Origin of the sequence: Nonomuraea sp. NPDC050790 (assembly GCF_044456745.1) — a bacterium.
Taxonomy (GTDB): Bacteria; Actinomycetota; Actinomycetes; order Streptosporangiales; family Streptosporangiaceae; genus Nonomuraea.
Map to the genome: position 1 here is coordinate 1,064,290 of NZ_JBITGF010000003.1, position 25,249 is coordinate 1,089,538.

The 25,249-nt window shown below is 71.1% G+C and carries 21 protein-coding genes and 1 pseudogene; 14 read left to right on the plus strand and 8 right to left on the minus strand.

Translation table 11 applies throughout. From position 1 onward, the window contains the following. The first annotated feature begins 99 nt into the window (after positions 1-99). The gene (locus ACIBEJ_RS20130; RefSeq protein ID WP_397184245.1) at positions 100-1,248 is read left to right on the plus strand and encodes a VLRF1 family aeRF1-type release factor; all 1,149 of its coding nucleotides are present in this window, start codon (positions 100-102) and stop codon (positions 1,246-1,248) included. Positions 1,249-1,514: 266 nt separating this feature from the next. Here the strand turns inward: ACIBEJ_RS20130 and ACIBEJ_RS20135 are convergent, their stop codons facing one another. Together ACIBEJ_RS20135 and ACIBEJ_RS20140 are read right to left on the minus strand one after the other, a co-directional pair. After that, a complete protein-coding gene (locus ACIBEJ_RS20135) occupies positions 1,515-2,708 on the minus strand; it encodes an NYN domain-containing protein (RefSeq protein WP_397184246.1) in 1,194 nt (397 codons plus the stop codon). Between the two features lie 184 nt (positions 2,709-2,892). Further along, on the minus strand, positions 2,893-5,256 hold the full coding sequence (locus ACIBEJ_RS20140) for a sigma-70 family RNA polymerase sigma factor (protein ID WP_397184247.1): 2,364 nt from the start codon (positions 5,254-5,256) through the stop codon (positions 2,893-2,895). A 106-nt stretch (positions 5,257-5,362) separates the two neighbouring features. Here ACIBEJ_RS20140 and ACIBEJ_RS20145 point away from each other — a divergent pair, with 106 nt between their 5' ends. Both ACIBEJ_RS20145 and ACIBEJ_RS20150 read left to right on the plus strand, forming a co-directional pair. Continuing rightward, positions 5,363-6,049, plus strand: coding sequence for a hypothetical protein (locus ACIBEJ_RS20145; RefSeq protein WP_397184248.1), 687 nt, complete (start codon positions 5,363-5,365; stop codon positions 6,047-6,049). Beyond that, a complete protein-coding gene (locus tag ACIBEJ_RS20150; RefSeq protein WP_397184249.1) occupies positions 6,046-6,579 on the plus strand; it encodes an orotate phosphoribosyltransferase in 534 nt (177 codons plus the stop codon). The genes ACIBEJ_RS20145 and ACIBEJ_RS20150 overlap by 4 nt, the downstream gene beginning before the upstream one ends. A gap of 1 nt (position 6,580) precedes the next feature. Here ACIBEJ_RS20150 and ACIBEJ_RS20155 read toward each other — a convergent pair whose 3' ends face one another. After that, positions 6,581-6,973 carry a hypothetical protein gene (locus ACIBEJ_RS20155; RefSeq protein WP_397184250.1) on the minus strand — a complete coding sequence of 131 codons (393 nt, stop codon included), beginning with the start codon at positions 6,971-6,973 and terminating at the stop codon, positions 6,581-6,583. 62 nt (positions 6,974-7,035) lie between these two features. Beyond that, the gene (locus ACIBEJ_RS20160; RefSeq protein WP_397184251.1) at positions 7,036-7,737 is read right to left on the minus strand and encodes a DedA family protein; all 702 of its coding nucleotides are present in this window, start codon (positions 7,735-7,737) and stop codon (positions 7,036-7,038) included. A 91-nt stretch (positions 7,738-7,828) separates the two neighbouring features. Here ACIBEJ_RS20160 and fbaA point away from each other — a divergent pair, with 91 nt between their 5' ends. The 3 genes from fbaA (at position 7,829) to ACIBEJ_RS20175 (ending at position 10,723) form a co-directional block, all read left to right on the plus strand. Beyond that, positions 7,829-8,851 carry a class II fructose-bisphosphate aldolase gene (gene fbaA, locus ACIBEJ_RS20165; protein WP_397184252.1) on the plus strand — a complete coding sequence of 341 codons (1,023 nt, stop codon included), beginning with the start codon at positions 7,829-7,831 and terminating at the stop codon, positions 8,849-8,851. Between the two features lie 34 nt (positions 8,852-8,885). After that, the gene (locus tag ACIBEJ_RS20170; protein WP_397184253.1) at positions 8,886-9,293 is read left to right on the plus strand and encodes a DUF3151 domain-containing protein; all 408 of its coding nucleotides are present in this window, start codon (positions 8,886-8,888) and stop codon (positions 9,291-9,293) included. Between the two features lie 146 nt (positions 9,294-9,439). Beyond that, entirely contained in the window at positions 9,440-10,723 is a 1,284-nt protein-coding gene (locus ACIBEJ_RS20175) for an adenylosuccinate synthase (protein WP_397184254.1), read from the plus strand. Positions 10,724-10,734: 11 nt separating this feature from the next. Here ACIBEJ_RS20175 and ACIBEJ_RS20180 read toward each other — a convergent pair whose 3' ends face one another. Further along, complete coding sequence (locus ACIBEJ_RS20180; RefSeq protein WP_397184255.1) at positions 10,735-13,653, minus strand: BTAD domain-containing putative transcriptional regulator; 2,919 nt, start codon at positions 13,651-13,653, stop codon at positions 10,735-10,737. A gap of 63 nt (positions 13,654-13,716) precedes the next feature. Between ACIBEJ_RS20180 and ACIBEJ_RS20185 the strand changes: the two are divergent. Next, positions 13,717-14,121: pseudogene (locus ACIBEJ_RS20185) on the plus strand (NADPH-dependent FMN reductase); the annotation flags it as partial. 81 nt (positions 14,122-14,202) lie between these two features. Continuing rightward, positions 14,203-15,198: an NADP-dependent oxidoreductase gene (locus tag ACIBEJ_RS20190; protein WP_397184335.1), complete on the plus strand. Its 996-nt coding sequence runs from the start codon at positions 14,203-14,205 to the stop codon at positions 15,196-15,198. Here the strand turns inward: ACIBEJ_RS20190 and ACIBEJ_RS20195 are convergent. Continuing rightward, the gene (locus ACIBEJ_RS20195; protein ID WP_397184256.1) at positions 15,188-15,814 is read right to left on the minus strand and encodes a GNAT family N-acetyltransferase; all 627 of its coding nucleotides are present in this window, start codon (positions 15,812-15,814) and stop codon (positions 15,188-15,190) included. The genes ACIBEJ_RS20190 and ACIBEJ_RS20195 overlap by 11 nt on opposite strands. A 121-nt stretch (positions 15,815-15,935) precedes the next feature. On the opposite strand from ACIBEJ_RS20195, the gene ACIBEJ_RS20200 reads away from it, so the two are divergent. Next, positions 15,936-16,841 carry a glycerophosphodiester phosphodiesterase family protein gene (locus ACIBEJ_RS20200; protein ID WP_397184257.1) on the plus strand — a complete coding sequence of 302 codons (906 nt, stop codon included), beginning with the start codon at positions 15,936-15,938 and terminating at the stop codon, positions 16,839-16,841. Positions 16,842-16,914: 73 nt separating this feature from the next. Beyond that, positions 16,915-17,856 (plus strand): hypothetical protein, encoded by a 942-nt coding sequence (locus ACIBEJ_RS20205; protein WP_397184258.1) that lies wholly within the window; start codon positions 16,915-16,917, stop codon positions 17,854-17,856. A gap of 10 nt (positions 17,857-17,866) precedes the next feature. On the opposite strand, the gene corA is transcribed toward ACIBEJ_RS20205, so the two are convergent. After that, positions 17,867-18,973, minus strand: a complete 1,107-nt coding sequence (corA, locus tag ACIBEJ_RS20210; RefSeq protein WP_397184259.1) for a magnesium/cobalt transporter CorA — start codon at positions 18,971-18,973, stop codon at positions 17,867-17,869. A gap of 351 nt (positions 18,974-19,324) precedes the next feature. Here corA and purD point away from each other — a divergent pair, with 351 nt between their 5' ends. The 4 genes from purD to ACIBEJ_RS20230 all read left to right on the plus strand — a co-directional run bounded on the left by purD (position 19,325) and on the right by ACIBEJ_RS20230 (position 24,217). Then, positions 19,325-20,545, plus strand: coding sequence for a phosphoribosylamine--glycine ligase (gene purD, locus ACIBEJ_RS20215; RefSeq protein WP_397184260.1), 1,221 nt, complete (start codon positions 19,325-19,327; stop codon positions 20,543-20,545). Further along, entirely contained in the window at positions 20,542-21,378 is an 837-nt protein-coding gene (locus tag ACIBEJ_RS20220) for a phosphoribosylaminoimidazolesuccinocarboxamide synthase (protein ID WP_397184261.1), read from the plus strand. Before purD ends, ACIBEJ_RS20220 begins: the two co-directional genes overlap by 4 nt. Positions 21,379-21,457: 79 nt before the next feature. After that, positions 21,458-22,726 carry a UDP-N-acetylglucosamine 1-carboxyvinyltransferase gene (gene murA, locus ACIBEJ_RS20225; protein WP_397184262.1) on the plus strand — a complete coding sequence of 423 codons (1,269 nt, stop codon included), beginning with the start codon at positions 21,458-21,460 and terminating at the stop codon, positions 22,724-22,726. A gap of 201 nt (positions 22,727-22,927) precedes the next feature. Beyond that, on the plus strand, positions 22,928-24,217 hold the full coding sequence (locus ACIBEJ_RS20230; RefSeq protein WP_184958865.1) for a transcriptional regulator: 1,290 nt from the start codon (positions 22,928-22,930) through the stop codon (positions 24,215-24,217). A gap of 480 nt (positions 24,218-24,697) precedes the next feature. Here ACIBEJ_RS20230 and ACIBEJ_RS20235 read toward each other — a convergent pair whose 3' ends face one another. Then, complete coding sequence (locus tag ACIBEJ_RS20235; protein ID WP_397184263.1) at positions 24,698-25,156, minus strand: rhodanese-like domain-containing protein; 459 nt, start codon at positions 25,154-25,156, stop codon at positions 24,698-24,700. Positions 25,157-25,249: the final 93 nt, after the last annotated feature.

Genomic DNA, 25,249 nt, shown 5'->3' on the forward strand with positions numbered 1-25,249 from the left:
GGGTAAAGGGCGGGGAAATAGTCGGTCGGGGTGGGGTTTGTGGTGGATTGGGGTTTTTAGAGTCGGTAGTGATTCGATGCCGGAGAACGGAGAACTGCCGTGTTCGATCAGACCTTCCTCCGCGAGCTCGTCGCCATGAAGGACGAGGTGGGCGTGGTGTCGCTGTACACCACCGCCGATCCCCGCGAGGAGGCCTCCGCCCGGCCCGCCCGCGGGATCCGGTTGAGGAACGAGCTGTCCGCCATCCGGGACACCGTCAACACCTGGCCCGACCGGGAACGCAGGGAGGCCGTGTTCCGCAGGCTCGAAGATCTGGAGCCCGACATCCTCGAACTCCTCGATGCCGCCGAATCCGGGATCGGACGGGCGCTGTTCGCCTCGGTCACCGACAACGACGTCCGCACGATCAAGCTGCAGGTCCCGATCGAGGACTGCGCCGTGCTCGAATCCACCGCCTACGTCCGCCCGCTGCTCACCGCCATGGCCACGAGCGCGCCCACCGGCCTGGTGCTCGTCTCACGCGACGGCGTCCGCCTCATCGACCTCAGGTACGGCGTGGCCGAAGACGTCCAGCAGGAGACCTACGAGATCGACACCGAGGACTGGCGCCCCATGCGCGGTCCCGGCCCCGGCGGCGGCGTGCAGTCCAACTCCACGCAGACGGACAGGTTCCAGCGCCGCATCGAGGACCACCTGCGCCGCAACCTGCACGCCAGCGCCCCGGAGATCGCCCGCCAGGCCAAGGCCCGTGGCTGGACGGAGGTCCTGCTGATCGGGGACGTGGAGCTGACCGAGGTGCTCGCCGGAGCGCTGCACCCGCTGGAAGTGGTCCAGGTGGACACCATCGTCGACACGCTCCCGCCCGCGGAGGCGGCCAAGCACGTCGCCCCGGAACTGGCCGCCACCCGCGAACGCCGCGACGCCGCCCTGGTGGCCAGGGCCGTGGACGCCGCCAAGTCCGGCGGCCGAGGCTCCCTGGGCCTCAACCAAACCCTTGCTCTGCTCAACGAAGGCAGAGTGGACCACCTGCTCCTGGAGGAGTCGGCGAAGTGGTCGGGCTTCAAGGGCCTGGACGGCTACCTGTACGACCACGCCCCAGCGGGCGTCCCCTCCGACCCCGAACCCGACCTGGGCGAACGCATGATCGAAGCCGCCCTCAACACCGGCGTGACCCTGACGATCCTGACCACAAAGGGCGCAGAAGCCCTCGACGACTACAACGGCGTAGCCGCCCTGCTCCGCTGGTAAGGGCGAACCGCCGACAAGCACCGGGAGCCAGCCGGTGAACCTACCGCGGGAAGGGGCTGACGAAGGGCCGTTGCGGCGGGGACCCCGTCCGACGTGAGAAGCGATCCCGCCGACCTGCGCGAGCCGGCGTCGGCGGGTGGCGTGGGCGGGGGCTGGCCGTAACGGAAAAAGGACGGTTAGAAACATCAAAAGCCCCGCACGGAACGCTGGGGCGACGGAGGGGCCGAGGTCCGCAACGAGAAGACCCGACAGTAAGCACAAAAAGGCTAGTGGCGGGCGCGCTCTAGGGCGTCCCAGAAGCCGCGGCGGAGTGCGTGGCGGACCTCGTCGTGGAGGAGGAAGTCGATCGGCAGGGACGAGCCCTGCAGCAGTCGCGCCTCCAGGTCGGACGGCATGCGCGGCTTGCGGGCCAGCACCGCCTCCAGCCACAGCGCGGGCGCGTCCCGCGCCACCGACTCGCCGAAGTCGTGCCCCTCGCGGTGCGCGGCCTTCACCGCGTCGGCCAGCGTGGTCGCGCCCCCGGTCGCCGCCGGGGTCGGTGGCACGGGCGCGGGCTGCGGCCCGGTGTAGGGGCCGAGCTGCGACGGCTGGTACGACGACGGCGAGGAGTACTGGCCGGCCGACGGCGGCTGCGCCTGGATCGGGCCCGTGACCGGCGCCGCGGACGGCTGCGGCGGCGTCGGCGTCGGCGTCGGCGTCGGCGGCTGCTGCGGCGTCGAGGGCGGGTCGGGCTGGTAGGTGTAGGTGGGCAGCGCGGGCGGGCGGGTGCCGCTGGGCGGGGAGATCGGGGCGGGCGGGGAGGCCGGCTGCGCCGGGATGTTGTTCTGGGCCGGCGGCAGCGACGGCGGCGGCGAGGGCGGCAGGGACGCGTGCGCGGCCTGGCCGTTGCTGACGGGCTGGTGGCCGTTGGCCGCCTCGGCGGAGCCGGTGACCAGGTTGACGTACGGGCGCAGGTGGCCGCCGCCGATCTCGATCAGGTCGTCGCTCTCCTGGCGCAGCGAGCGGGAGACCGCCCAGCTCCCGTCGGCGGTGATGTGCACGACGGTCACCCTGATGCCGAGGTCCTGCGCGTCGCAGACGACCTGGGCCAGGTCCTCGTCGCCGCTGACGACGACGGCGTCGCAGATGGCGCTGTTGCGTGCCAGCGTCATCAGGTCGCGGTGGACCTGCGCGTCGACGCCCTCGCGGCGGCCCGGCCTGATGCGCGACAGGCGCAGCTTCAGCCCGGGGATGTCGGCGAGCGCGTCGTGCTCGGGGGTGCGGCGGCCTTCGACGGTCGCCTCGTACCAGTAGCAACGCAGCAGCGGCAGGCCGGTGCGCTCGCGTGACAGGTTCGTCATGAGCTGCAGCAGGCCGGGATAGTCCCAGGAAACCGCTTCGCGATGGCGGGTCCCATGAACGGCCATCGCGCCGTCTGCCAGCAGATAGCCAGCGTCCACGAACAGCGCGCAGCGATCCACGCGACACCGCCCCTTTCTAGGTGGCCCGACCTTCTGGCTCTGCACCGTCAGAGCCGGACTCGGCGGCCCTTTACCAGGGTAATGAAGCCAATGATCGTGCGAGGGTTAATCCCGACGATTCCGCCCTCGCCCGACGTTACGCCAGAGGATTTACGCGAACCGTACCAGTTTGTCCCGATAAGGGTCACGACCGTGCGCGGACACTCACCGCCGCGACACCGAACAGCACCGCATCCCTTCTGGACACGATGCTCAGCCGCGGCCGTTCCCCCAGTTCAGCACTGAAGGTGTCCACGTCGACACCGAACGTGAGCCCGCTCGCCCCGTTCGACGACCCGTCGAAGGCGTTGCCCGCGTCCCGCTCGCCCGCCCCCGGCGTCATCGCCGCGCCGCCGAGCGAGACCTTGTCGCCGGACAGGTCCGCGTCGCCCTCCCACGTGACGAGTTCGAGCCGGGCGGGCGCCGCCGCCGGGATCAGCCCGTCCAACGGCACGTCGAGCCGTCCCGCCGCGTCCTTCTCCCCGCCGATCTGGGTGGCCGTGTCGAGCACGACCGCCTGACTGTACGGCTGCGCGGGATCGGTCGCGATCACCACCAGGCTCCACCCGGCGTGCTGCGAGATCCCCGGCTTCATCGGTGCGTCGGCCGCCCACCACGTCCCCCTCTTCTTGCTGCTGCTGACCAGCCCGGTCACGTCGGCGAACGCCTGGTAGGCCGACCCCACCGGCAGCTCGCGCGACATGACCTGGTTGGGCCGGATCTTCACGTACCCGTCCCGCCCCGCCGGACGGAACTTGATCGGCCCCGCCGTATCGGTGCTGGCCGACCAGTAGAGCCCGGCCCACACGATCTGCCCGCCCGCGGGCAGGTCGAGCCTGGCCGCGCTGGACGACTTGGTGCTCGCCACCCGGTCCCGGTCGAGCGGCTGCATGGTCCACAGGTCGTTGTCGCGCCGCTGGCCCTGCCTGCGCAGCGCCTCCGGGCAGCCCTGGCGGGTGGGCGGGCAGGTGAGCAGCGCGTTGCCGACCGCCCTGACCACTACCTTCCCGTCGGTGGCGAAGCGGGCGGGCGCGCCGTCCTCGCGTACCCCGATCGGTGAGACGGCCTTCACCTGGAGGCCGCCCGCCTTGATGCGGACCGCGGGCCCGGCGCCCTCGGGTGCCGAGGCGGCCACGCGTACGCGCAGGAACACCGCCGTGGCCGAGCCGCCCCTGAGCGGACGCCGTGCGCACTGGGCGCCGCGGGTGGCGACCTTGCACGACCAGCCGTCGACCGTGCCGACCGGTTTGACCGCGGTGACGGAGCTGCCCTTGCTGCCGCCGGTGATGAGCGTGACGCCCTCCGGCAGGGCGACGGTGGCGGCGAGCTCGTCGCTGGGTCCCTTGCCCGCGTTGCGCAGGCGGATGCCGACGATGCCCGGCTGGGAGCGTACGAGGGAGCCGAGCGCGCCGATCGTCGCCGACAGCTTGGCCTTGCCCGGCTTCGGGGCAGGCGTGGTCGGCGTGGGGGTGGGTTTGGGCTCCGGCTTCCTGGCGGGCTTCTCGCTGGGCGGCTCGACGGCGGGCGGTTCCTGGCGGGTGGGGCTCGGCGCGGCGGCCACCGGCGGCTTCTTGATCGGTTCCTCCCCCGAGACCAGGAGGAAGGCGGCCACCGCCACCCCCGCCGCCACGCCGCCCGCGACGGCCGCCTGCTGGCTCTTGGGCGCGCGGCGGATCCAGCCGAGCGCGTGGATGATGCCCGCGCCCGCGCCGCCCGCCGCCGCGCCGGCCTTGGCCAGCGCGGTGAGGTATCCGGCGAACACCGGGCCCACGATGAGCGGGCCGACGATGACACGCAGGCCGCGGTTGACGTCGACGAGCTCCAGGAGCACCGAGTTGCACTCGGCGCAGTCGCTGACGTGGTCGTCGACCGACTTCGAGTCGCGCCGGGCCAGCCCTCCCCTGACGTACGCGCCCATCTTGCCGAGCACAGGACGGCACGCCTGCTGGGGCGAGGCGGCCAGGTGCATCTGCAGGTACGCCTGCCGCAGCCCCTCGCGGGCCCGGTAGGCCAGGGCGGCGACGCCGTTGGCCGACAGCCCGAGCAGCGGGCCGACCTCGGCGGCCTTGGCGTTCTCCACCTCGGTGTGCCACAGCACCGCGCGCCAGCGGTCGGGCAGCGACAGGAACGCGCGGGAGATGAGCGACTTCTCCAGCCCGGTCAGCGCGGGGTCGACGAAGGGCACCCCGGGGTCGAACAGCTCGATCTCGCCGGTGCTCACCTGGCGGCTCTCGACCCGGCCGCGGTCGTAGACCGTCCTGCGCACGACCGTCAGCAGGTACGGCCGGAATCCGGCGTCGGGACCGCCGCCGCGGCCCACCAAGTCGAGGATCTTGGTGAAGGACTCGGCGACGACGTCCTCGACGTCGGTCTCCCCGCGCACCAGTTGGCGGGCGAGGGCTCGAGCGGCGACGACATGGCGCTTGTAGAGCTCGCCGAAGGCGGCGGCATTGCCGCCTCGTACCGCTTCGAGTAGATCTGCATCGCTTTGCGGCGATTCGACACTCATAGTGACCTCACGATTACGCGGGGTTGCCCCGCCGAATCATTCCGCATTCCGCGTCATGACTAACCCGAAAGCTCGTCTTTGCCTTTGAAACCCTTTCGGAGGACAGATGGACGAGGACATTCCAGGATCACTGCGCTCGCGCTGGCGCAAGGGGAGCCTGGAGGCCGGCTGGTCCCTGCCCGAGGACTGGTGGACGCCGGCGGTCGAACACGCGATCAAGGCCGTGAACAGGGGCCACGACCTGATCCGCGCGTGCGCCGCGCTCGGGGGCGCGCGGGCGCGGGCGGGTGTGGGCATCGGCGAGGGCATGAACGACCTCGCTGCGCTCTTCACCGCGCTCGGGCTCGGCGAGCCGCCGTTCACCGCCGCCCGGTCGTTCGCCGTGGGCTGGACCGAGGCGAGCTTCGCCCCGGTGAACGGGCTCGGCTGCGAGGACCCGTTCACCGGGCTGGCCACGCTGACCTACCTGCGCACCCGGCTGGCCGAGGTCTACCGGGGCTCGCTCGCCGCGCAGCACCGGCTGGTGGTGGCCGAGCCGTACGAGCGGCCGGGTGATCTGGCGGGACGGCTGGCGGCGATGCTCGCCCTCGCGGGGGCGGCGCGGCGGGCCTTCGCCGGCGACGAGACGCTCGCCCAGCTCGCGCCCGCCCGGGTGGGCGCGCTGGCCAGGGCCGGGCCCGCGCTGGCGCCGCGGCTGACGCCGCTGGAGGTCTTCAGGGTCTCGGTGCGGCGGCTGCCCGAGGGGTACGAGCAGGCTCTCACCCTGCTGCGAACCCTAAGCTTGGACGCATGACGGATCGCGAGAAGCTGCTTGCCGAGATCAAGAACAAGGCCGTGGTGCACGGCAAGGTCATCCTGTCGTCGGGGCAGGAGGCCGACAGCTATCTCGACCTGCGCAGGATCACGCTCGACGGCGTCGCCGCGCCGCTGGTCGGCCGGGTGCTGCTGGAGCTGACCGCGGACCTCGGCTACGACGCCGTGGGCGGGCTGACGCTGGGCGCCGACCCGGTGGCCGCCGCGATGCTGCACGCCGCCGCAGCGCAGGGGCGCACGCTGGACGCGTTCGTGGTGCGCAAGGCGCAGAAGGTGCACGGGCTGCAGCGCCGTGTCGAGGGGCCGGACGTCAAGGGCCGCAGAGTGCTGGCGCTGGAGGACACCTCGACCACCGGCGGTTCCGTCATGACCGCGGTCGAGGCGCTGCGCGAGGAGGGCGCCGAGGTCGTGGCCGTGGTCACGATCGTCGAGCGCGGCGCGGCCCCTCGGCTGGCCGACGAGGGCCTGGAGTACCGCTACGCCTACACCGCCGCCGAGTGCGGCATCTGACTCACGGGCTGCGCACGGTGAACGCCTCGCGCTCGCCCGCCTTGCCGGGGGCGCGCGCCTTGCCGTTCTCCGCCACGCGTACGGTGCCCGCGTCGGACAGCACGACCGACAGCTCGGGCTCGAAGTAGCTGACCTCCTCGCCCCGGCTCATGTCGCGGTACTGGAGCACGTCGCCGCCGGGCACCCGTACGGTGACCAGCGGGCAGGTCTCTGCCACGCACTCGATGCGCACCGTCGGCACCTGCGCGCTGGTGGACGGCGCGGAGGTGCCGCCCTCGGCCGAGACGGGCTCCGGAGTGTCGAGCGAGCTGAGCAGGGCCCGCGCGCCGATCACGACCAGCGCCACCACGAGCGCGACCGCGAGCACGGCGAGCCCGAGCCTCGCGAGGCCCATCGGGTCTGTCCTGTGGCGTCCCACACACCGGAGCGTACCCGTTGGTAACCTCGTCTTGCCCTTCAGTGCTTCGTGTTGACCCTGTGGTGTTTACCGTTGGGCGTGGGCAGAGCCTTCGCCGCCCGCCTGCCCTTCACGAACTCGACGATGATCGGGATCAGGGAGATGAAGACGATGAGGAAGACGCCGGGCAGGATGTACTTGTCGATCTGCTTGGGGTTGACCTTGCTGCCCAGGTAGTAGCCGAGCAGGATCAGGCCCTCGGTCCAGACGACGCCGCCGATGACGTTCCACATGAAGAACCGCCGGGGCGTCATCTCCAGGACCCCGGCGACCGGGTTCATGAACGTGCGCACGATCGGCACGAACCTGGCCAGCACCACGGCCTTCGCCGGACCGAACTTCTCGAAGAACTCCTCGGCCCTCAGCACGTGCTCCTTCTTGAAGAGCCGCGAGTTGGGCTTGTCGAACATCCTCCTGCCGATCCGCATCCCCAGGAAGTGCCCGAGCTGCGCGCCGGCGATCGCGCACAGCGGCGTCCCGATCAGCAGGACCGGCAGCGAAAGCGGCTCGATGCCCATCCCCACCGCCACCGACGCGGAGCTGAAGATCCCGGCGGCCACCAGCAGTGAGTCGCCCGGCAGGAAGAAGCCGAGCAGCAGGCCGGTCTCGGCGAAGATGATCGCCAGCACGCCGACCGTGGCGAACGCCCCGAGAATGGTCAGCCACCATGTCGGGTCGAGAAGGTTGAGAAGCCAGTCCACGCGAGGAGCTTACCGGGCGGGGTCACTACCACGGGGGTTACCGAGCCGCGATACTGGGCACCGCGAAGCCGAACGTTCTAGGAGATGAATCATGCCCATCGCCACCCCAGAGGTCTACGCCCAGATGCTCGACCGGGCCAAAGCAGGCGGGTTCGCCTACCCGGCGATCAACGTGACCTCTTCCCAGACGTTGAACGCCGCGCTGCGCGGCTTCGCCGAGGCCGAGAGCGACGGCATCGTCCAGGTCTCCACCGGCGGCGCCGAGTTCCTGTCCGGCGCCACCGTGAAGGACATGGTCGTCGGCGCGACCGCCCTGGCCGAGTACGCCCGCGTGGTCGCCGCCAAGTACCCGGTGACCGTGGCCTTGCACACCGACCACTGCCCCAAGGACAAGCTCGACGGGTTCATGCGGCCGCTGGTCGACATCTCGCTGGAGCGCGTGTCCAAGGGTCTGGACCCGCTGTTCCAGTCGCACATGTGGGACGGCTCCGCCGTACCGCTGGAGGAGAACCTGGAGATCGCCAAGGAGCTTCTCGACAAGTGCCACCGCGCCAACATCGTGATGGAGATGGAGATCGGCGTCGTCGGCGGCGAGGAGGACGGCGTCGTCGGCGAGATCAACGAGAAGCTCTACACCACGACGGACGACGCCCTGGCCACGGCCGAGGCGGTCGGCGTCGGCGAGCAGGGCCGCTACATGCTGGCCGCGACCTTCGGCAACGTCCACGGCGTCTACAAGCCCGGCCACGTGAAGCTGCGCCCGTCGGTGCTGAAGGACATCCAGGACGCGGTCGGCGCGAAGTACGGCAAGGACAAGCCGTTCGACCTGGTCTTCCACGGCGGCTCCGGCTCGCTGCTGGAGGAGATCCACGAGGCGATCTCCTACGGCGTGGTGAAGATGAACATCGACACCGACACCCAGTACGCCTTCACCCGCCCGATCGCCGCCCACATGTTCACCAACTACGACGGCGTGCTCAAGGTGGACGGCGACGTCGGCAACAAGAAGGTCTACGACCCGCGCTCCTACGGCAAGTCCGCCGAGGCGGCCATGGCGGCCCGCGTGGCCCAGGCGTGCCAGGACCTGAAGTCCGCCGGGACGAAGATCACCTAGTCAGGCGAGTGGCCCGGCGGGTATGACTGTTTGTATGGATAACCTTCTCGCCGGGCCGCCCCCGACCCACCTGCCGGATCTGCCCGAGGCCAGGGAGGCGCTCGAATCCGGCGCCAAGCCCGCCGACGTCGCCGCCCGTTTCCCCGCCTACCCGGCGGCATGGGCGGCGCTCGCGGAGGAGTACTTCGCGAGCGGTCACGCGGTCACCTCTTACGCCTTCGCCAGGACCGGCTATCATCGCGGTCTCGACCAACTGCGCCGCAACGGCTGGAAGGGCCACGGGCCCGTCCCTTGGGAGCACGAGCCGAACCAGGGCTTCCTGCGCTGCCTCTACTCCCTCGCCCGCGCCGCCCAGTCGATCGGCGAGAAGGACGAGGCCGAGCGGTGCATGCAGTTCCTCAAGGACAGCGACCCCGCCGCCTACGACGCGCTGGCCAAGTGAGCCTTGGGGACGAATAGCCCAATCGGGTAGTCTCTCTACGCAAGAGCCCCTGTCGCGCTTGCGCCAGGGGTTTCCGTGTCTATTGGCGTGCCCGCTCGCAGTCGTTGCGCCGCGGATCCATCGCCGTGTGCTGGGGAGATAGAACCATGCCGGCTGTCGTTGTCTTGGGCGCCCAGTGGGGCGATGAGGGCAAGGGAAAGGCCACTGACCTGCTCGGCGACGCCGTCGAGTATGTCGTCCGCTACCAGGGCGGCAACAACGCGGGCCACACGATCGTCATCGGCGACCAGAAGTACGCGCTCCACCTGGTGCCGACCGGAATCCTGTCGCCCAACGTGGTCCCCGTCATCGGCAACGGCGTGGTGATCGACCCGGGCGTACTGCTGCAGGAGATCGACGCGCTCGCGGCCCGCGGCGTGTCCGCCGAACGCCTGCTGATCTCGGCGAACGCGCACCTGATCATGCCCCACCACAAGGCCCTGGACAAGGTGAGCGAGCGCTACCTGGGCAAGGCCAAGATCGGCACGACCGGCCGCGGCATCGGGCCGGCGTACGGGGACAAGATCTACCGGGTGGGCATCCGGGTCCAGGACCTGCTCGACCCGGGCATCCTGTCGCAGAAGATCGAGGTCGCGCTCAACGAGAAGAACCAGATCCTCACCAAGATCTACAACCGGCGCGGCCTCGACCACGCCCAGGTGCTCGAGGAGTACCTGGGCTACGCCGAGCGCCTCAAGCCGCACATCGCCGACACCTCGCTGGTGCTGTCGAAGGCGCTGGACGAGGGCAGGTTCGTCCTGCTGGAGGGCGGCCAGGGCACGCTGCTCGACATCGACCACGGCACCTACCCGTTCGTGACCTCCTCCTCGCCCACCAGCGGCGGCGCGTGCGCGGGCTCCGGCATCCCGCCGCAGCGCCTGACCAAGGTCATCGGCATCCTCAAGGCGTACACGACCCGGGTGGGCTCGGGACCGTTCCCGACGGAGCTCGAGGACGAGATGGGCGACTGGCTGCGCACCACCGGCGGCGAGTACGGCGTCACCACCGGCCGCAACCGCCGCACCGGCTGGTTCGACGCGGTCATCGCCCGCTACGCCACCCGCATCAACGGCGTCACCGACTTCTTCCTCACCAAGCTCGACGTGCTGTCGGGGCTGGAGCGCATCCCGGTCTGCGTCGCCTACGACGTGGACGGCGAGCGGCACGACGAGATCCCGATGACGCAGACCGGCTTCCACCACGCCAAGCCGATCTACGAGGAGTTCCCGGGGTGGCAGGAGGACATCACGGGGGCCAAGTCGTTCGAGGATCTGCCGCCCAACGCGCAGGCCTACGTGCGCACGCTGGAGGAGATGAGCGGCGCGCCCATCTCCGCGATCGGCGTCGGACCGGGCCGCGACCAGACGATCTCACTGCGCTCCCTGGTCTGACCAGCGAGGGCTCAGTGTGAGGCGGCTTTTCTGATGCGGTCCACGTCGCCGCGCTCCGCTGGTGGGAGGGGCGCGCCGACCGACTCGCGCAGGTCCGCCGCCTCGTCCAGCAGCTCAAGGGCGCGCGAGGGCGCGCCCTCCAGGATGGCCACCCCGGCCAGTCCCTCCAGCGCGAGCGCCACCGAGCGCGGGTCGCCGAGCGCGCGTGCGGCCCGCAGCCCCTCCTCGTGCCGCTCCCTCGCCAGTACGGCGGCGCCGCGCGACTCCGCGACGAACCCCAGCTCGGCCAGGATCAGCGTCACCCCGTAGAAGGGCACGCCGTAGTCGGCCTCCAGGCGACGGTTCCACTCCAGCGAGGCCAGGAACAGGCGCTCCGCCTCGTCCAGGTCGCCGGAGCGCCGCGCCGCCAGCCCGAGCCCCACCCGCGCGAACTCCTCGGCGAACCGGTTCGACTGCTCGGCCGCCATCCGCATCCCCCGCGCGTGGAACTCCCGCGAGCGCTCCAACTCCCCGGTCAGCAGCGCCACCCGCCCCAGGCTGGACAGCCGGTAGGACACGTCCGTCCACAACCGCAGATCCTCGGCGATCCGCAGCCCCTCCCTGTGCAGGGACGCGGCGCGGTCGTAGTCGCCGCCGATCTCGGCCAGGTAGCCGAGCTGGTCGCTGGCCTGGAGGCGGCCCCACTGGTCACCCAGTTCGGTGAAGATCTCCAGGCTCTCGACCCCACTGCGCTCGGCCCGCGCGAACTCCCCCTGGAAGATCGCCAGCTTGGCCCGCCCCATCAGCGCCGCCGCCTCACCCCACCGGTCGCCCGCGACCCGGAAGTCGGCCAGCACCCGTTCAAGCACCGGCCCGGCCTTGGCCACGTCCCCCAGGTGCAGATAGGCATGCGCGGTGAACCACCCCGCCCGCGCACCCTCCACTTCCGGGTACGGCAGGCCGAGCAGCATCGCGAAGCCCGGCTCCCAGGCGGTGCCCCTGGTCAGGCGGTGGGCCTCGGTGTGTCGGCCGCGCAGGTACAGGTACCACGCCAGCCGGTCGCCCGTGTCCACCGCGCGCAGGTTGGGTGTCTCCTCGTCGAGCCGGGCCAGCCATTCGCGCTGGGCGTGGCCGTACAGGTGAGGGCGGGCGCGCTCGGCGAGGCCGGTGTAGTAGGTGTCGCGGCGCGCGAACAGCGGGTCGTCCGGTGCCAGGCGCTCCAGGCAGTAGGCGGCGATGCTCTCCAGCAGCCGGTAGCGGGGCGGCTCGGCGATGACCATCGAGCGGTTGACGAGCTGGTCGACCAGGTCGGCGCCGATGCCCGCGGCCTCCAGCGTGCAGCCGCCCGGGTGGACGGCCAGGGCGGTCAGCCCCTCCCGCTGCGTCGGGGTGAGCTGCTCCCAGCTCCAGTCGATCACCGCGCGGAGGGTGCGCTGCCGCGCGGGCAGTCCCCGGGCGGTCCCGGACAGCAGCGCGAAGCGGTCGTCGAGATGCTCGGCCACCCCCTGGACGCCGAGGGCGCGCACCCGGGCGGCGGCGAGTTCGAGCGCCAGGGGCAGGCCGTCCAGGCGGCGGCAGATCGCCTCTGCCCACACGGTGGCGCCCACGTCCAGCGTCACACCCGCGCGGGCGGCGAACAGGCTCAGCGCGTCGGCCGTGTCCAGCGGCTCGACCGGATAGACCGCCTCGCCCGGGATGGCCAGCGGCTCCTGACTGGTCACCAGCACCCTGAGACCAGGCGCGCTACCCAACAGCAGACTCACCAACTCCGCCACCGGCTCGACCAGGTGCTCGCAGTTGTCCAGAACCAGGAGAAGCTCGCGGGTACGCAGGGCGTCGGCCAGCCGCTCCGGCAACGCGGCGGCACCCGGCCGGGCCAGGGCCTCGTCCCGCACATCCAGGACATCGGCGACCACCTCGGCCACGGTCGCCACGTCCTGGGTACGCAGCCCGGCCAACTCGACCAGCCAGGCGTCCTCCCCCGCGGCGGCGGCCAGCGCGAGCCGCGTCTTCCCCACCCCGCCCGGCCCCGTCAGGGTGACCAACCGCGCCCCACCCCCAAACACCCCTGCCCCGGTCATGGGTTCCGTGGGCGCGGGCACGCGGGTGGGGCTTAGGAGGGTGTGGAGGTGGGTCAGGGCGGTTTCGCGGCCGATCAGGGGAGTCAGGGGGGTGGGGAGGTTGGTGCGGGGGCGGGCGGCGGAGGTGGACGGGGCCGGGGCGGGGGCCAGGGACGGGTCCTGGCGGAGGATGGCCTGGTAGAGGTTCACCAGCTCGGGGCCCGGGTCCACGCCCAGTTCCGAGTCCAGGCGCTCGCGCAACGCCGTGTATCCCGCCAGCGCCTCGGTCTGGCGGCCCGACCGGTAAAGGGCGCGCAGGTGCACGGCGCGCAGCCGTTCGCGCAGCGGGTGTTCGGCCACCGGCTCCGACAGCTCGTCGGCCAGCCGCGTGTGCTCGCCGAGCGACAGCCGTACCTCGGCGTGCTCTTCGAGGGCGGTCAGGCGCTGCTCGTCGAGGCGGGCGGCGGCGGTGCGGGCGAACTCCTCGTCGCGGAAGTCGGCGTAGGCGGGACCGCGCCACAGGGAGAGGGCGTCGGACAGCAGGGCGGCGCGGGTGCGCGGGTCGGGTTCGGCGCGGGCGCGGGTGAGCAGGCGGGCGAAGGCGAGGGCGTCCACGTCCCCGGCGGGCAGGATGTAGCCGGCGGGGGTGTGGCGGACGAGGTCTCGGCCCACGACGCGGCGAAGCTGGGAGATCTTGGTCTGCAGGGTGTTGGCCGGGTTGCCGGGCAGGTCCTCGCCCCACAGGTCGTCGGCCAGGCGGTCCGCGGGGACCGGGCGGCCCTCGTGGACCAGCAGGTCGGCCAGGAGCGCGCGTACCTTCAGCTCGGGTACGCGGACCGGCTCGCCGTCGTCGGCCCACACCGCAAGCGGGCCAAGCACACCAAATCGCACCAGGTCACGCTACCCCCAGCGAACCCCCAGCCGTCCGTGCGAGCCCCGGCGCACAGTGGACCCATGCGAGTCGCGATCATCATCGGCAGCGTACGGCAGGGCCGCTTCGGTCCCACGGCGGCGAAGTGGATCCAGGAGCGCGCCGCCCGGCGGACCGGGCTGGAGGTCGACGTGATCGACCTCGCGCAGGCGTGGCTGCCCATGGTGCTGCCCGGGGAAGGGGGGCCGGAGCCGCCGGCCGTACGGGATCTGCGGCCTTGGCTGGCCGGGGCGGAGGCGTTCGTGATCGTCACGCCCGAGTACAACCACAGCTATCCCGCCGCGCTCAAGAACGCCATCGACTGGTACCGCGAGGAGTGGCGGGGCAAGCCCGTCGGGTTCGTGGCCTACGGCGGCGCGTCGGGCGGACGGCGGGCGGTCGAGCACCTGGAGCCGGTCTTCGCCTGCCTGGGCGCCGTCCGCGCCGGTGAGCCGGTGCTCTTCCACGACCACGAGAACCCAGAGGACAGCGAAGCCGAGCGACTGCTCGACACCCTTGAGGAGAATGTCATGAACCGTGAGATCCGTCTGGCCCTGCGACCCTCCGGCGAGCCGGAGCTGCGCGACTTCGAGCTGGCCACGACCGGCGTGCCGCGCATCGGCGAGGGCCAGGTCCTGGTGCGCAACACGTGGATGTCCGTGGACCCCTACATGCGGGGCCGTATGGACGACGCCGAGTCCTACATCCCGCCGTTCGAGATCGGGCAGCCGCTGGACGGCTCGGCCGTGGGCGAGGTGGTGGACTCGCGCGTCCCGGAGATCCCGGTGGGCGCGACCGTGGTGCACTTCCTGGGCTGGCGCGAGTACGCCGTGGTCGAGGCCGCCCAGGCCACGGTCGTGGATCCCGAGCTGGCTCCGGAGGAGGCGTACCTGGGGGTGCTGGGCACCACGGGCCTGACCGCCTACGTCTCGCTCACCGAGGTCGCCCCGGTACGGCCCGGCGACACCGTCTTCATCTCCTCGGCCGCCGGGGCCGTGGGCAGCGTCGCCGGCCAGTTGGCCAGGAAGCTGGGCGCGGCCAGGGTGATCGGCTCGGCGGGCGGCCCGGTCAAGGCGGCGCGGCTGGTCAGCGACTTCGGCTACGACGTGGGGATCGACTACCGGGCCGGCTCGGTGGCCGGGCAACTCGCGCAGGCCGCGCCGGACGGCCTCGACGTCTACCTCGACAACGTCGGCGGCGACCACCTCGTGGCCGCGATCGACGCGCTCAACGTCGGCGGCAGGATCGCGATGGTCGGCGCCATCAGCGCCTACAACGCGACGGAGCCGGTGCCGGGTCCCGCGAACCTGTTCACGCTGGCGCACAAGAGCGCGACGCTGCGCGGCATGCTGGTCAGCCACTACCTCGACCGCTTCCCCGAGTGGATCGGAAAGGCGGCGGGCTGGCTGGCCGACGGCTCGCTGCGCACGGAGACGACGGTGGCCGAGGGCATCGAGCGGGCGCCGCAGGCGTTCCTGGACGTGCTGGCCGGCAAGAACGTCGGCAAGATGCTGGTCAGGCTGTGACCACCGCGGCGGTGACCACGGTGTGCAGTCTCCAGCCGAGTGTGGAGTAGAGGGCCCTGCCGTCGGCGGTGGCCAGCAGGACGCCCGTCGAGGCGCCCCGCTCGGCCGCCGCGGACGACAGGGCCTTCATCACGACGCTGCCCAGCCCGCGGCGGCGGTGTTCCGCGGCGGTCTCCACCTGGTCGACGACGCCGGTGGCGCCGGTGAGCGCGATCTGCCCGCGCGCGGCCACCTCTCCGTCGCCGGTCAGCAGCCGCGCGGTGACGACCTCGCCGCGCTGGACGACCGCGAGCGTGTAGCCGCCCGGCGCCGCCACCTCGGTATGGCGCAGCCGCGCCGTCATCATGAACTCCGGCATCTGTACCGACCAGGCGGAGGTGAGCGAGGGCGCCACCTGGTCGGCGGGCGCGCACACCTTGAGCCACGTGCCGGGGGTGTCGAGGGTGCCCGCCAGGTGACGCAGGAGCGCGGGCGAGGGCTCGGGCAGGATGTGGCGTACGAGGTGTCCGGGCAGCCCCACGTCGACGCGGAGCCCCCAGAGCTCCTCGACCGGCTGCCCGGTCGCGCGCGACACGGCCCAGCCCCGCACCCAGGCCCGTACGATGTCTACGCTCATGACAGACCAGCTTAGGACGATATATCCACTTTTCTGGCTCGGAAGTTCTGGGTGCGAGCAATCTCACCGGTGCGGCGTGGCACCTGCTGCCCGGCACGGGTGAGCGGGTATGGTCCCCGGTGTGCGCGTCGAGATTCATGGACACCGGGGAGCCAGAGGTCTCTGGCCCGAGAACACCCTGCCGGGGCTGAGCCGCACGATGGAGCTCGGGGTCCACGCCCTGGAGCTCGACGTGGCGCTAACCTCCGACCGCCGGCTGGTGCTGACCCACGATCTCACCGTCTCCGCCGTGACCAGCGCCGACACCAGACCGCTGACGGCCGGCGACCCCGATTTCCCTTACGTGGGCAAGCCCATCAACGCCCTCAACCTGGCCCAGCTCCGCATGCTCGACGTCGGCGTACGGCTGCCGCGCCACCCGGACGACCCCTTCGCCCTCACCCAGGTCGCGGTGCCCGACACCAGGATGCCCACGCTCGGCGCGGTCCTCGGCCTGGTCAACGCCTACGAGGCCGACGGCGTCCGGCTGCACGTGGAGCTGAAGTCGGACCCGACCCGCCCCGAGCTGACCGCCGACCCGGAGCTGTTCACGGACCTGGTCCTGGACGAGCTCGACCGCCACGGCCGCCTGGGCAACGCGGCGATCCTGAGCTTCGACTGGCGCGTCATCGCGCACGCCGCGCGGAAGGCGCCGGACACCAGGCGCTTCGCCCTGATCGAACTCGACACGCTGCACTGGCACGGCTGCCTGGGCGACGACATCCCGGCCGCGGCGGCCGCCGCCGGCGCGACGACGCTCTCGCCCGAGCACGTGATGGTGGACGAGGCGCTGATGACCCAGTGCGCGGCCGCGGGGCTCGACGTGGCGGTCTGGACCGTCAACGACCCCGCCCTGGCCGCACGCATGCTCGACCTGGGCGTGGCCGGCGTGGTAACCGACTACCCGGACAGGATGCGGGAACTATGGGCCGAACGCGGCCTGGACCTCCCAAAACCAGTCCACCCACTGAAGCCAGTCGCCGTCTGAACCAGCCCGGGCGGTCAGGTCCCCTGCGAGGGGCTAGTGGAACGTCGGGGTTGTCTCGAACGTCCTTCAGTGTGTGAGCCTCTCCCCGGACCTTGACGAACGGCTGCGCGCCGCGGCCGCCAGACTGCACCGAGCCGACCACGTCCGTCGCCTGCGCGAGACCACCGCGCGGCAGATCGAGGACGTCCGAGGCGCCCTGGAGAACCTGGAGTCCGAGCTCGTCGAGGAGGAGCGCGACGTCGCCCGGCTGGAGGGCGGGCTGTCGGCGGCCTTCGCCCGCCTGCTCGGCAACCGCGAGGAGCGCCTGGCCCGCGAGCGCGCGGAGGCGGCCGTGGCCAGGGAGCGCGTGGACGGCCACCGCGCCCGGCTGGCCCAGCTCCAGGCCGACGCCGCGGCGGCCGAGGAGGAATTGCAGGGTCTCGGCCAGGCGTCGCAGGAGTACGCCGCCCTGCTGGCCGAGAAGGAGCGGGAGCTCATCAGGACCGGCGATCCCCTCGCCCGCGAGCTGGCCGATCTCGCCGTCGAGCTGGACGGGCTGGGCGCCGCCGTATACGAGCTTGAGGAAGTCGAGCGGGCGGGACAGGCGGCGCAGGAGGCCCTGGGTGTCGTGCTGCGCCTGCTGAAGTCAGCGGGAAACGCCTCGACCTGGGACATGTTCGGCGGCGGCCTGCTCGTCGACGCCTACGAGCACGACAAGCTGACCAGCGCCGACAAGGCCGCCTGGCACGCCCAGCGAGCCCTGGACGTCTTCGCCCGCGAGCTGGCCGACACCGGGATCGCGGCGCGGCCGAAGATGCCCGAGGTGGACACGGAGTGGTTCGTCGACGCGTTCTTCGACAACATCATCACCGACGCCCTCAAGCACCAGCGCATCGAGAAGACCAGGGCCGAGGTGGAACGGCTGGCCACCTGGGCCCGCGAGACCGTCGCCCACCTGAGCGCGCGCCGCGACCAACTGCGGTCCGAGCGCACCCAGATGCTGGCCTATCGCGAGGAACGCCTCCGCCCCGCCTAGAGCCTGGAGCCTAGAGCCAGCCGTTACGGCGGAAGCCCCGGTAGAGCAGGAAGCAGACGGTGATCATGAGGGTGACGATCGCCGGATAGCCCCAGATCTGGTCGGAGCCCGGCAGGAAGTCGAAGTTCATGCCGTAGATCCCGGCGATCATCGTGGGCACGGTCAGTATGGCCACCCACGACGAGATCTTGCGCATGTCCTCGTTGGCGAGGGTGTTCGAGCGGGCCAGGGCGGCCTGGAGGATGGAGTTGGCGAGCTCGTTGGAGGACTCCACCTGCTCGCACACGCGGGCGAGGTGGTCGCTGACGTCGCGGAAGTACTCGCGCATCTCCGAGGGGATCACCCGCCGCTGGGGCAGCGCCGCCATGGGCGACTGCAGCGGGGTGACCGCCCGCTTCATCTCCAGCATCTCCCGCTTGAGCTGGTAGATCCGGTTGATGTCGCGGGAGCTGACGTCGGCGAAGACCGTGGCCTCGACCTCTTCCAGTTCGAGCTGCATCAGGTCGGCGACCTGGAGGTAGCGGTCGACGACGTGGTCGGAGATGGCGTGCACCACACCGGCGGGGCCGCGCTCCAGCAGGTCGGGGCGGCTCTCCAGTTTGTCGCGGACCTCGGTCAGCGGGCAGTGCTCGCCGTGGCGCACGGTGACCACGAAGTCGGCGCCGAGGAACACCATGATCTCGCCGGTGGCGATGATCTCGCTGGTGGCGGTCAGCTCGTCGTGGTCGAGGTAGGCGATGGTCTTGAGCACCAGGAACAGCGAGTCGCCGTAGCGCTCGACCTTGGGCCGCTGGTGCGCCTTGACGGCGTCCTCGACGGCCAGGGGGTGCAGGCCGAAGACCTCGGCCAGCCACTCCACCTCGGGAGCCTCCGGCTCGTGCAGCCCCACCCAGACGAACGCCCTGGATCCGGTCTTGTTGTGCTCGCGAACCAGCTCAAGGGATTCGACGATGCCGGGGGCGAAGACCTTCTCGCCGCCCACGTAGGCGCCGTACTCGACGATGGAGTCGACCGGCGGCACGCATGCCTCACGCACGGGCTTGGGGAGCTGGCGCGCGGAATGGGGCTTCTTGACGGGGTGGCGGTTGATACGACGGAAAAGGGTGGACGAGCGCATGGCAGTCCCTTTCCGCCCGACCTGGGCCTGCCCACGCGTAGTGAAGAGTCACCTCAATCAAAGGAAAGGGCGTGGTGGCACGATCAGGCTGCCGGATTGGAGTGGTCGGGGGCGTGCACGGTGTACGTGGACGAGCACGTACTGCTGGGATCACCAGGTTTCATCCCGGACCACCTCCAATCACAAGAGACGCCGCAAAGCCGCCCTAACTTACCACAGGGGGGTCAACTCAGCTGACGATACTCGCCAACGGCCCAGGGGAACCGGCAGAACTCCACAAAACTTCCCCATGCCGCCGCCTAAGGATGCCCTAGGCCGCCGGGGCGGCGCGGGCCTGGGACAATGGGCCACGTGCGCGTTCTAGTCATCGGCTCCGGCGGGCGTGAGCACGCCCTGTGCCGCTCACTCAGCCTCGATCCCCAGGTCACCGACCTCCACTGCGCCCCGGGCAACGCGGGCGTCCAGCAGGTCGCGACCACCCATCCCGTCACCGCGACCGATCCGGCGGAGGTCACCGCGCTGGCGGTGCGCCTCGGCGCCGACCTCGTCGTGGTCGGACCCGAGGCGCCGCTGGTCGCGGGCGTGGGCGACGCCGTCAGGGCGGCCGGCATCCCGGTCTTCGGCCCCTCCGCCGAGGCGGCGATGATCGAGGGGTCGAAGGCGTTCGCCAAGGAGGTCATGGCCGCGGCGGGGGTGCCCACCGCGCGCTCGCGCACCTGCGCCACGCCGGAGGAGGCCGCCGCGGCGCTGGCCGAGTTCGGGGCGCCGTACGTGGTCAAGGACGACGGGCTGGCCGCGGGCAAGGGCGTGGTGGTGACCGGGTCGCTGGAGGCGGCGCTGGAGCACGCCGCGTCGTGCGAGCGGGTGGTGATCGAGGAGTTCCTCGACGGGCCCGAGGTCTCGCTGTTCGCGCTCTGCGACGGGCGCGACGCGGTGCCGTTGCGGCCCGCCCAGGACTTCAAGCGCGCCTACGACGGCGACGAAGGGCCCAACACCGGCGGCATGGGCGCCTACACGCCGCTGCCCTGGGCGCCCGACGGCCTCACCGAGCAGGTCATGCGGGAGGTGGTGCGCCCGACGATCGCCGAACTGGGGCGGCGCGGCCTGCCGTACCGGGGAGTGCTGTTCGTGGGGCTGGCGCTGACGGCCAAGGGGCCGAAGGTCATCGAGTTCAACGCGCGCTTCGGCGACCCGGAGACCCAGGTCATCCTCGACCGGCTGGCCACGCCGCTGGGCGGGCTGCTGCTCGGCTGCGCCACCGGCACGCTCGGCGCGGCGGACGAGCTCGCCTGGCACGACGGCTCGGCGGTGACCGTGGTCGTCGCGGCCGAGAACTACCCCGGCGAGCCGGTCAAGGGCGACGTGATCACCGGTCTTGAGCCGACCGGCGACGCCTACGTGATCCACGCCGGCACCGCGCTCGCCGACGGCCAGGTGGTCTCGGCCGGCGGCCGGGTGCTCAGCGTGGTCGGCACCGGCCCCGACCAGGCAAGCGCCAGGGCCAGCGCCTACGACCTGGTCGCGCGGGTGAAGCTGCGCGGCTCGCACTACAGGACGGACATCGCCCGATGAAGCACGTGCACTCCGGCAAGGTACGCGACCTCTACGTCACCGACGAGGGCCTGCTGATGATGGTCGCCTCCGACCGGATCTCGGCCTTCGACCACATACTCGAACCCGAGATCCCCGACAAGGGCGCGATCCTGACCCAGCTCTCGCTGTGGTGGTTCGACCAGCTCAAGGACGTCGTGCCCAACCACCTGGTGACCCACGGCCCCGACGCGCGCAGCGTGGTGTGCCGGCCGCTGGAGATGGTGCCGGTCGAGTGCGTGGCGCGCGGCTACCTGACGGGCTCGGGCCTGCTCGACTACCGCCGCACGGGCGAGGTCTCCGGCGTACGGCTGCCGCCCGGCCTGGAGGACGGCTCCCGCCTGCCCGAGCCCATCTTCACGCCCACCACGAAGGCCCCGGTCGGCGAGCACGACGAGCCGATGACCTTCGCCCAGGTCGTGGAGAAGGTCGGCGAGCAGACGGCGAACGAGCTGCGCCGCATCACCCTCGACGTCTACACGCGCGGCGCCGAGATCGCCCGCGAGCGCGGCATCATCGTGGCCGACACCAAGATCGAGCTCGGCCGAGACCCCGACGGCGTGCTCACGCTCGCCGACGAAGTCCTGACACCCGATTCCTCGCGATTCTGGCCGGCCGCTGAATGGAAGCCGGGAGGACCTCAACCGTCCTTTGACAAGCAGTATGTCCGTGATTGGTTGACCTCACCCGATTCAAGCTGGGACAAATCCTCTGGAAACCCACCCCCCGCATTGCCGGACGAAGTAGTCAATCGCACCAGAGCGCGTTATCTCGAGGCATACGAGCGGCTCACTGGTACGCCATTTAGCGGGTGATTCGGCCGGGGCAGCCGTGACGAGCGGCTACTGTTGGCCCGTTCGAGCCCGACCGATAACTTCCCGAGGAGCCGCACGGATGGTCCGATACCGCGTGCGCGGTGGCAACGCTTTGCGTGGAACCGCCTTCATCCAGGGCGCGAAGAACGCCGTGCTGCCGATGATCGGTGCGGCTCTTCTCGCCCCCAAGGGCCGTACGGTCCTGCGCAACGTGCCGATCATCGAGGACGTGCGCAGGGCCGTGGAGCTCGCCGAGGCCATCGGCGCCTACGTCGAGCTGCACGAGTCCGAGCGGACCCTCGTCATCGACGCCTCCAGGCTGTCCAGCCCGGTGCTCCCCGCCGAGATCGCGCGGCGCTTCCGCGGCTCGGTGCTGTTCACCCCGGCCCTGCTCCACCGGCTGGGCGAGGCCATCGTGGAGGGCGTCGGCGGCTGCAACCTGGGCAGCCGCAACCTCGACTTCCACTACCTCGGCTACAAGCGTCTCGGCGCCATCGTGGACGAGGGCGAGACCGTCATCCACGTCAAGGCCTCCGGCCTGACCGGCGCCACCCTCTACCTCGACACGCCCTCGCACACCGGCACCGAGAACCTCATCATGGCCGCCGCCCTGGCCAAGGGCACCACCGTGATCGAGAACGCGGCGCTGGAGCCCGAGGTGCTCGACGTCATCGACATGCTCACCAAGATGGGCGCGCGGATCAGCGGCGGCGGCACCGGCTTCATCGCCGTGGAGGGCGTCGAGGAGCTGCACGCCGTCGAGCACACGGTGATGCCCGACCGCCTCGACGCGGGCGTGTTCGCCATGGCCGCCGCGCTCACCGGCGGCGACGTCAGCCTGGTCGGAACCGGCCTCGACCTGGGCGTCGTGCGCTACAAGCTGGAGCAGATGGGCGTGGAGTTCGCCACGCAGGGCGCGGTGCTCCACGTACGCTGCGACCGCCAGCCGCTGCGGCCGATCAACATCATCACCGACACCTACCCGGGCTTCGCCACCGACCTGCAGTCGCCGATGATGACGGTCGCCTGCCTGGCCGAAGGCGTCAGCTACATCCACGAGCGCATCTTCGACGGCCGCTTCGCGCTGGCCGGCGAGCTCAACAAGATGGGCGCCGACGTCGAGGTCGAGGGCAGCAGGGCCATCGTGCGCGGCGCCACCCCGCTGACCGGCGCCCAGGTGACCGCCCACGATCTGCGCTCCGGTATCGCGCTGGTTCTCGCCGGACTCGCCGCCGAAGGCGAGACGGTCATCGAGTCCGGATACCTCATCGACCGCGGCCACGCCCATCTCGCCGAGCGAATGCGGGCCCTGGGAGCGGACATTACGCGAGAGATTTCAGAGCGCTGAAAAAGCCTGTGAAATACGCTGTGAGCTGCTAAAACAGCTCACCGGGCGGTCAACCAGAACGGCTTTCCGGAAAAGTCGGGCGTGACATTACGGCCCCCGCGAGCGATCGTTCCAAAAGAGAGCACTGCAACGGACGGCAGGATGGGACGAACATTGGTCGAGAGGGCCGAAGAAACTCCCCGAGTGTCACGCCCGGGCGCCATGACACCGGATCTGACCATTGGCGTGGTCGGCCCGCACGATCTGGTCGAGCGGGTCATGCTGATGGGTCACGCAGCAGCGCCCTTGCCGTGCCGCCTGGTCGCGGCCGCCTATCGCGATGAGCAGGAGGCGCCCGACAAGGTGACACGGCTCGGTCCCGGCGTGGACGCCTGTCTGTTCGCCAGCCCGGTCCCTTACGACCTGGCCCGGCGATCAGGCGTGCTGACCATGCCGGCGACCTACGTGCAGCTTGGCGGCAGCGCGTTGGTGGCTGCATTGGCCAAGGCGGCGCTGGACACTCGGATCGACCCCAAACGGGTCAGCATCGACGTGGTCTCACGAGCGGAGGTCGAGGAGGCTTACACCGACCTCGGCATCGCGGCCACGGATGTGCACAGCCGCGACGAACCCGGAGCCACCGGGACGATCGCGGCCTACCACGAGCGTCTGCTGCGTCAGGGAGCCACCACAGGCGCCCTGACCTGCCTGCCCACAGTGGCCGAACGCCTGCAGACCGCGGGCGTACCGGTCATCAGGATCAGGCCCACCTCGGGCGCGGTGCGCACAGCGTTGCACACCGCCGCACTCCTCGGCGCGCACCACCGCCTCGAGGAGTCGCAACTGACCGTGGTGCTGGTGGAGGTGCCCACGCTGCGCGAACCCGTGCGGCGCGCCGCACCCCGCTACTGGCGCGACGAACTACGCCTGTCACTGCACCGGCTGCTGGTCCAGGAAGCCAACCGGATCAACGCCACCGTCTGGCCGATCGACGATCACGCCTACCTGGTGACCGCCACCAGAGGCTCGATCACGGCCGCGACGGACGGGTTCAGGGTGCTGCCGTTCGCCTCCAGGATCCGCGAGGAGCTGGGGCTGGCGGTAGAGGTGGGCGTAGGGATGGGGCGCACGACGCATGACGCCGAGTCGCACGCCAGGGCCGCCCTGGCGCGCACGCAGGCGGGCAAGCAGGCACAGGGATTCGCCGTGGACCGCGAGGGCCGCGCGCTCATCCCGGCGCCGAGGATGCCGCCGCAGGGATCCACCACGCTCAAACCCAAGGGCGTGGAGGTACTGGCGCGGCTGGCGGCCAAGCTGGAGGGCGGGGACACTGTGGTGGACGCGGAGGGGGCCGGGCGCATGCTCGGCGTCACGCCGCGAACCGCCCGGCGGTTGCTGCGCACGTTGGTTGACGAGGGGCTCGCGTGGCCGCTCCCGCCCAACCGCACTCCACAGCCTGGCCGTCCCCGTCAGCTCTACCGGCTGATCGTGGAAAAACTCGGCCCCCGCTGAACGGTCCGCCGTCCCCCTTCCCCTTTCGCGGACGGCGGACCCCGGGCGTTGGTGCTGGTCGTTACGAGATGTGCCGTCGGTGAAGGCATCTCTCCGTGATGAGATGTGCCGTCGGTGACGGCGCCTCTCCGTTACGGCCGGCCACCGCCCACGCCACCCGCCGACGTCGGCGGGCGCCGATCGGGGGGATCGCTTCTCACGTCGGACGTGGTCCCCACCGCAACGGCCCCCTTCACCGGCGGGTCCGGCATCTGACCCGATCCCGCCTCCTGGCTACGTGCCACGAGGCGGGATCGGGCTCTCCTTGCCCGGTCCCGTCTCGTGGCCTCGTGCCACGAGGCGGGAGCGGCCGGTTCGCCGGGCCTGTGAGTGTCTTCAGGTTGCGTGTTGGCGGGGTTGATTGCGGGCGGGTGGGGTATGTTTTCTTCGCCCCCGATCGACTGATTCGGACGGGGGCACCAAAACCTCTTCCGCCACGTCTCAGCAGGCGCAGGCGATGCCGGAACCCGGAGCGGTCAGGGTGTCCACGGGGTTGCGGACGACTCCCGCCGACGTCTCCACCGGGAAGCCCTCCCTCGACCAGTACTCGAAGCCGCCGATCATCTCCTTGACCCGGTAGCCGAGCTTGGCGAACTCCAGGGCGGCGCGGGTGGCGCCGTTGCAGCCGGGGCCCCAGCAGTACGTCACCACCGTCGCGTTCGCGGGGATCACGGCCCGCGCGCCCGTCGCTATCTCGGCGGTCGGCAGGTGCAGGGCGCCGTGGACGTGGCCCTGGTCCCAGCTCTCCCTGCTGCGGGAGTCGACCACCACCACGTCGGCCACGCCCGACTCCAGGTCGGCGGCCACGTCCGAGACGTCGGTCTCGAAGGAGAGTCGGGCGGCGAAGTGGGCCAGGGCGGCGGCGTTGGGGGCGGGGGCGACGCTGGTGACGGCGGACATCTGCTCGGGTTCCTCTCTCTTGCCTTGTCCGAAATCGTGGCGGGTCGCGCGGAGGGCGGCCAGTGGCGTGGATGCCTCCTATCGCTAATATCC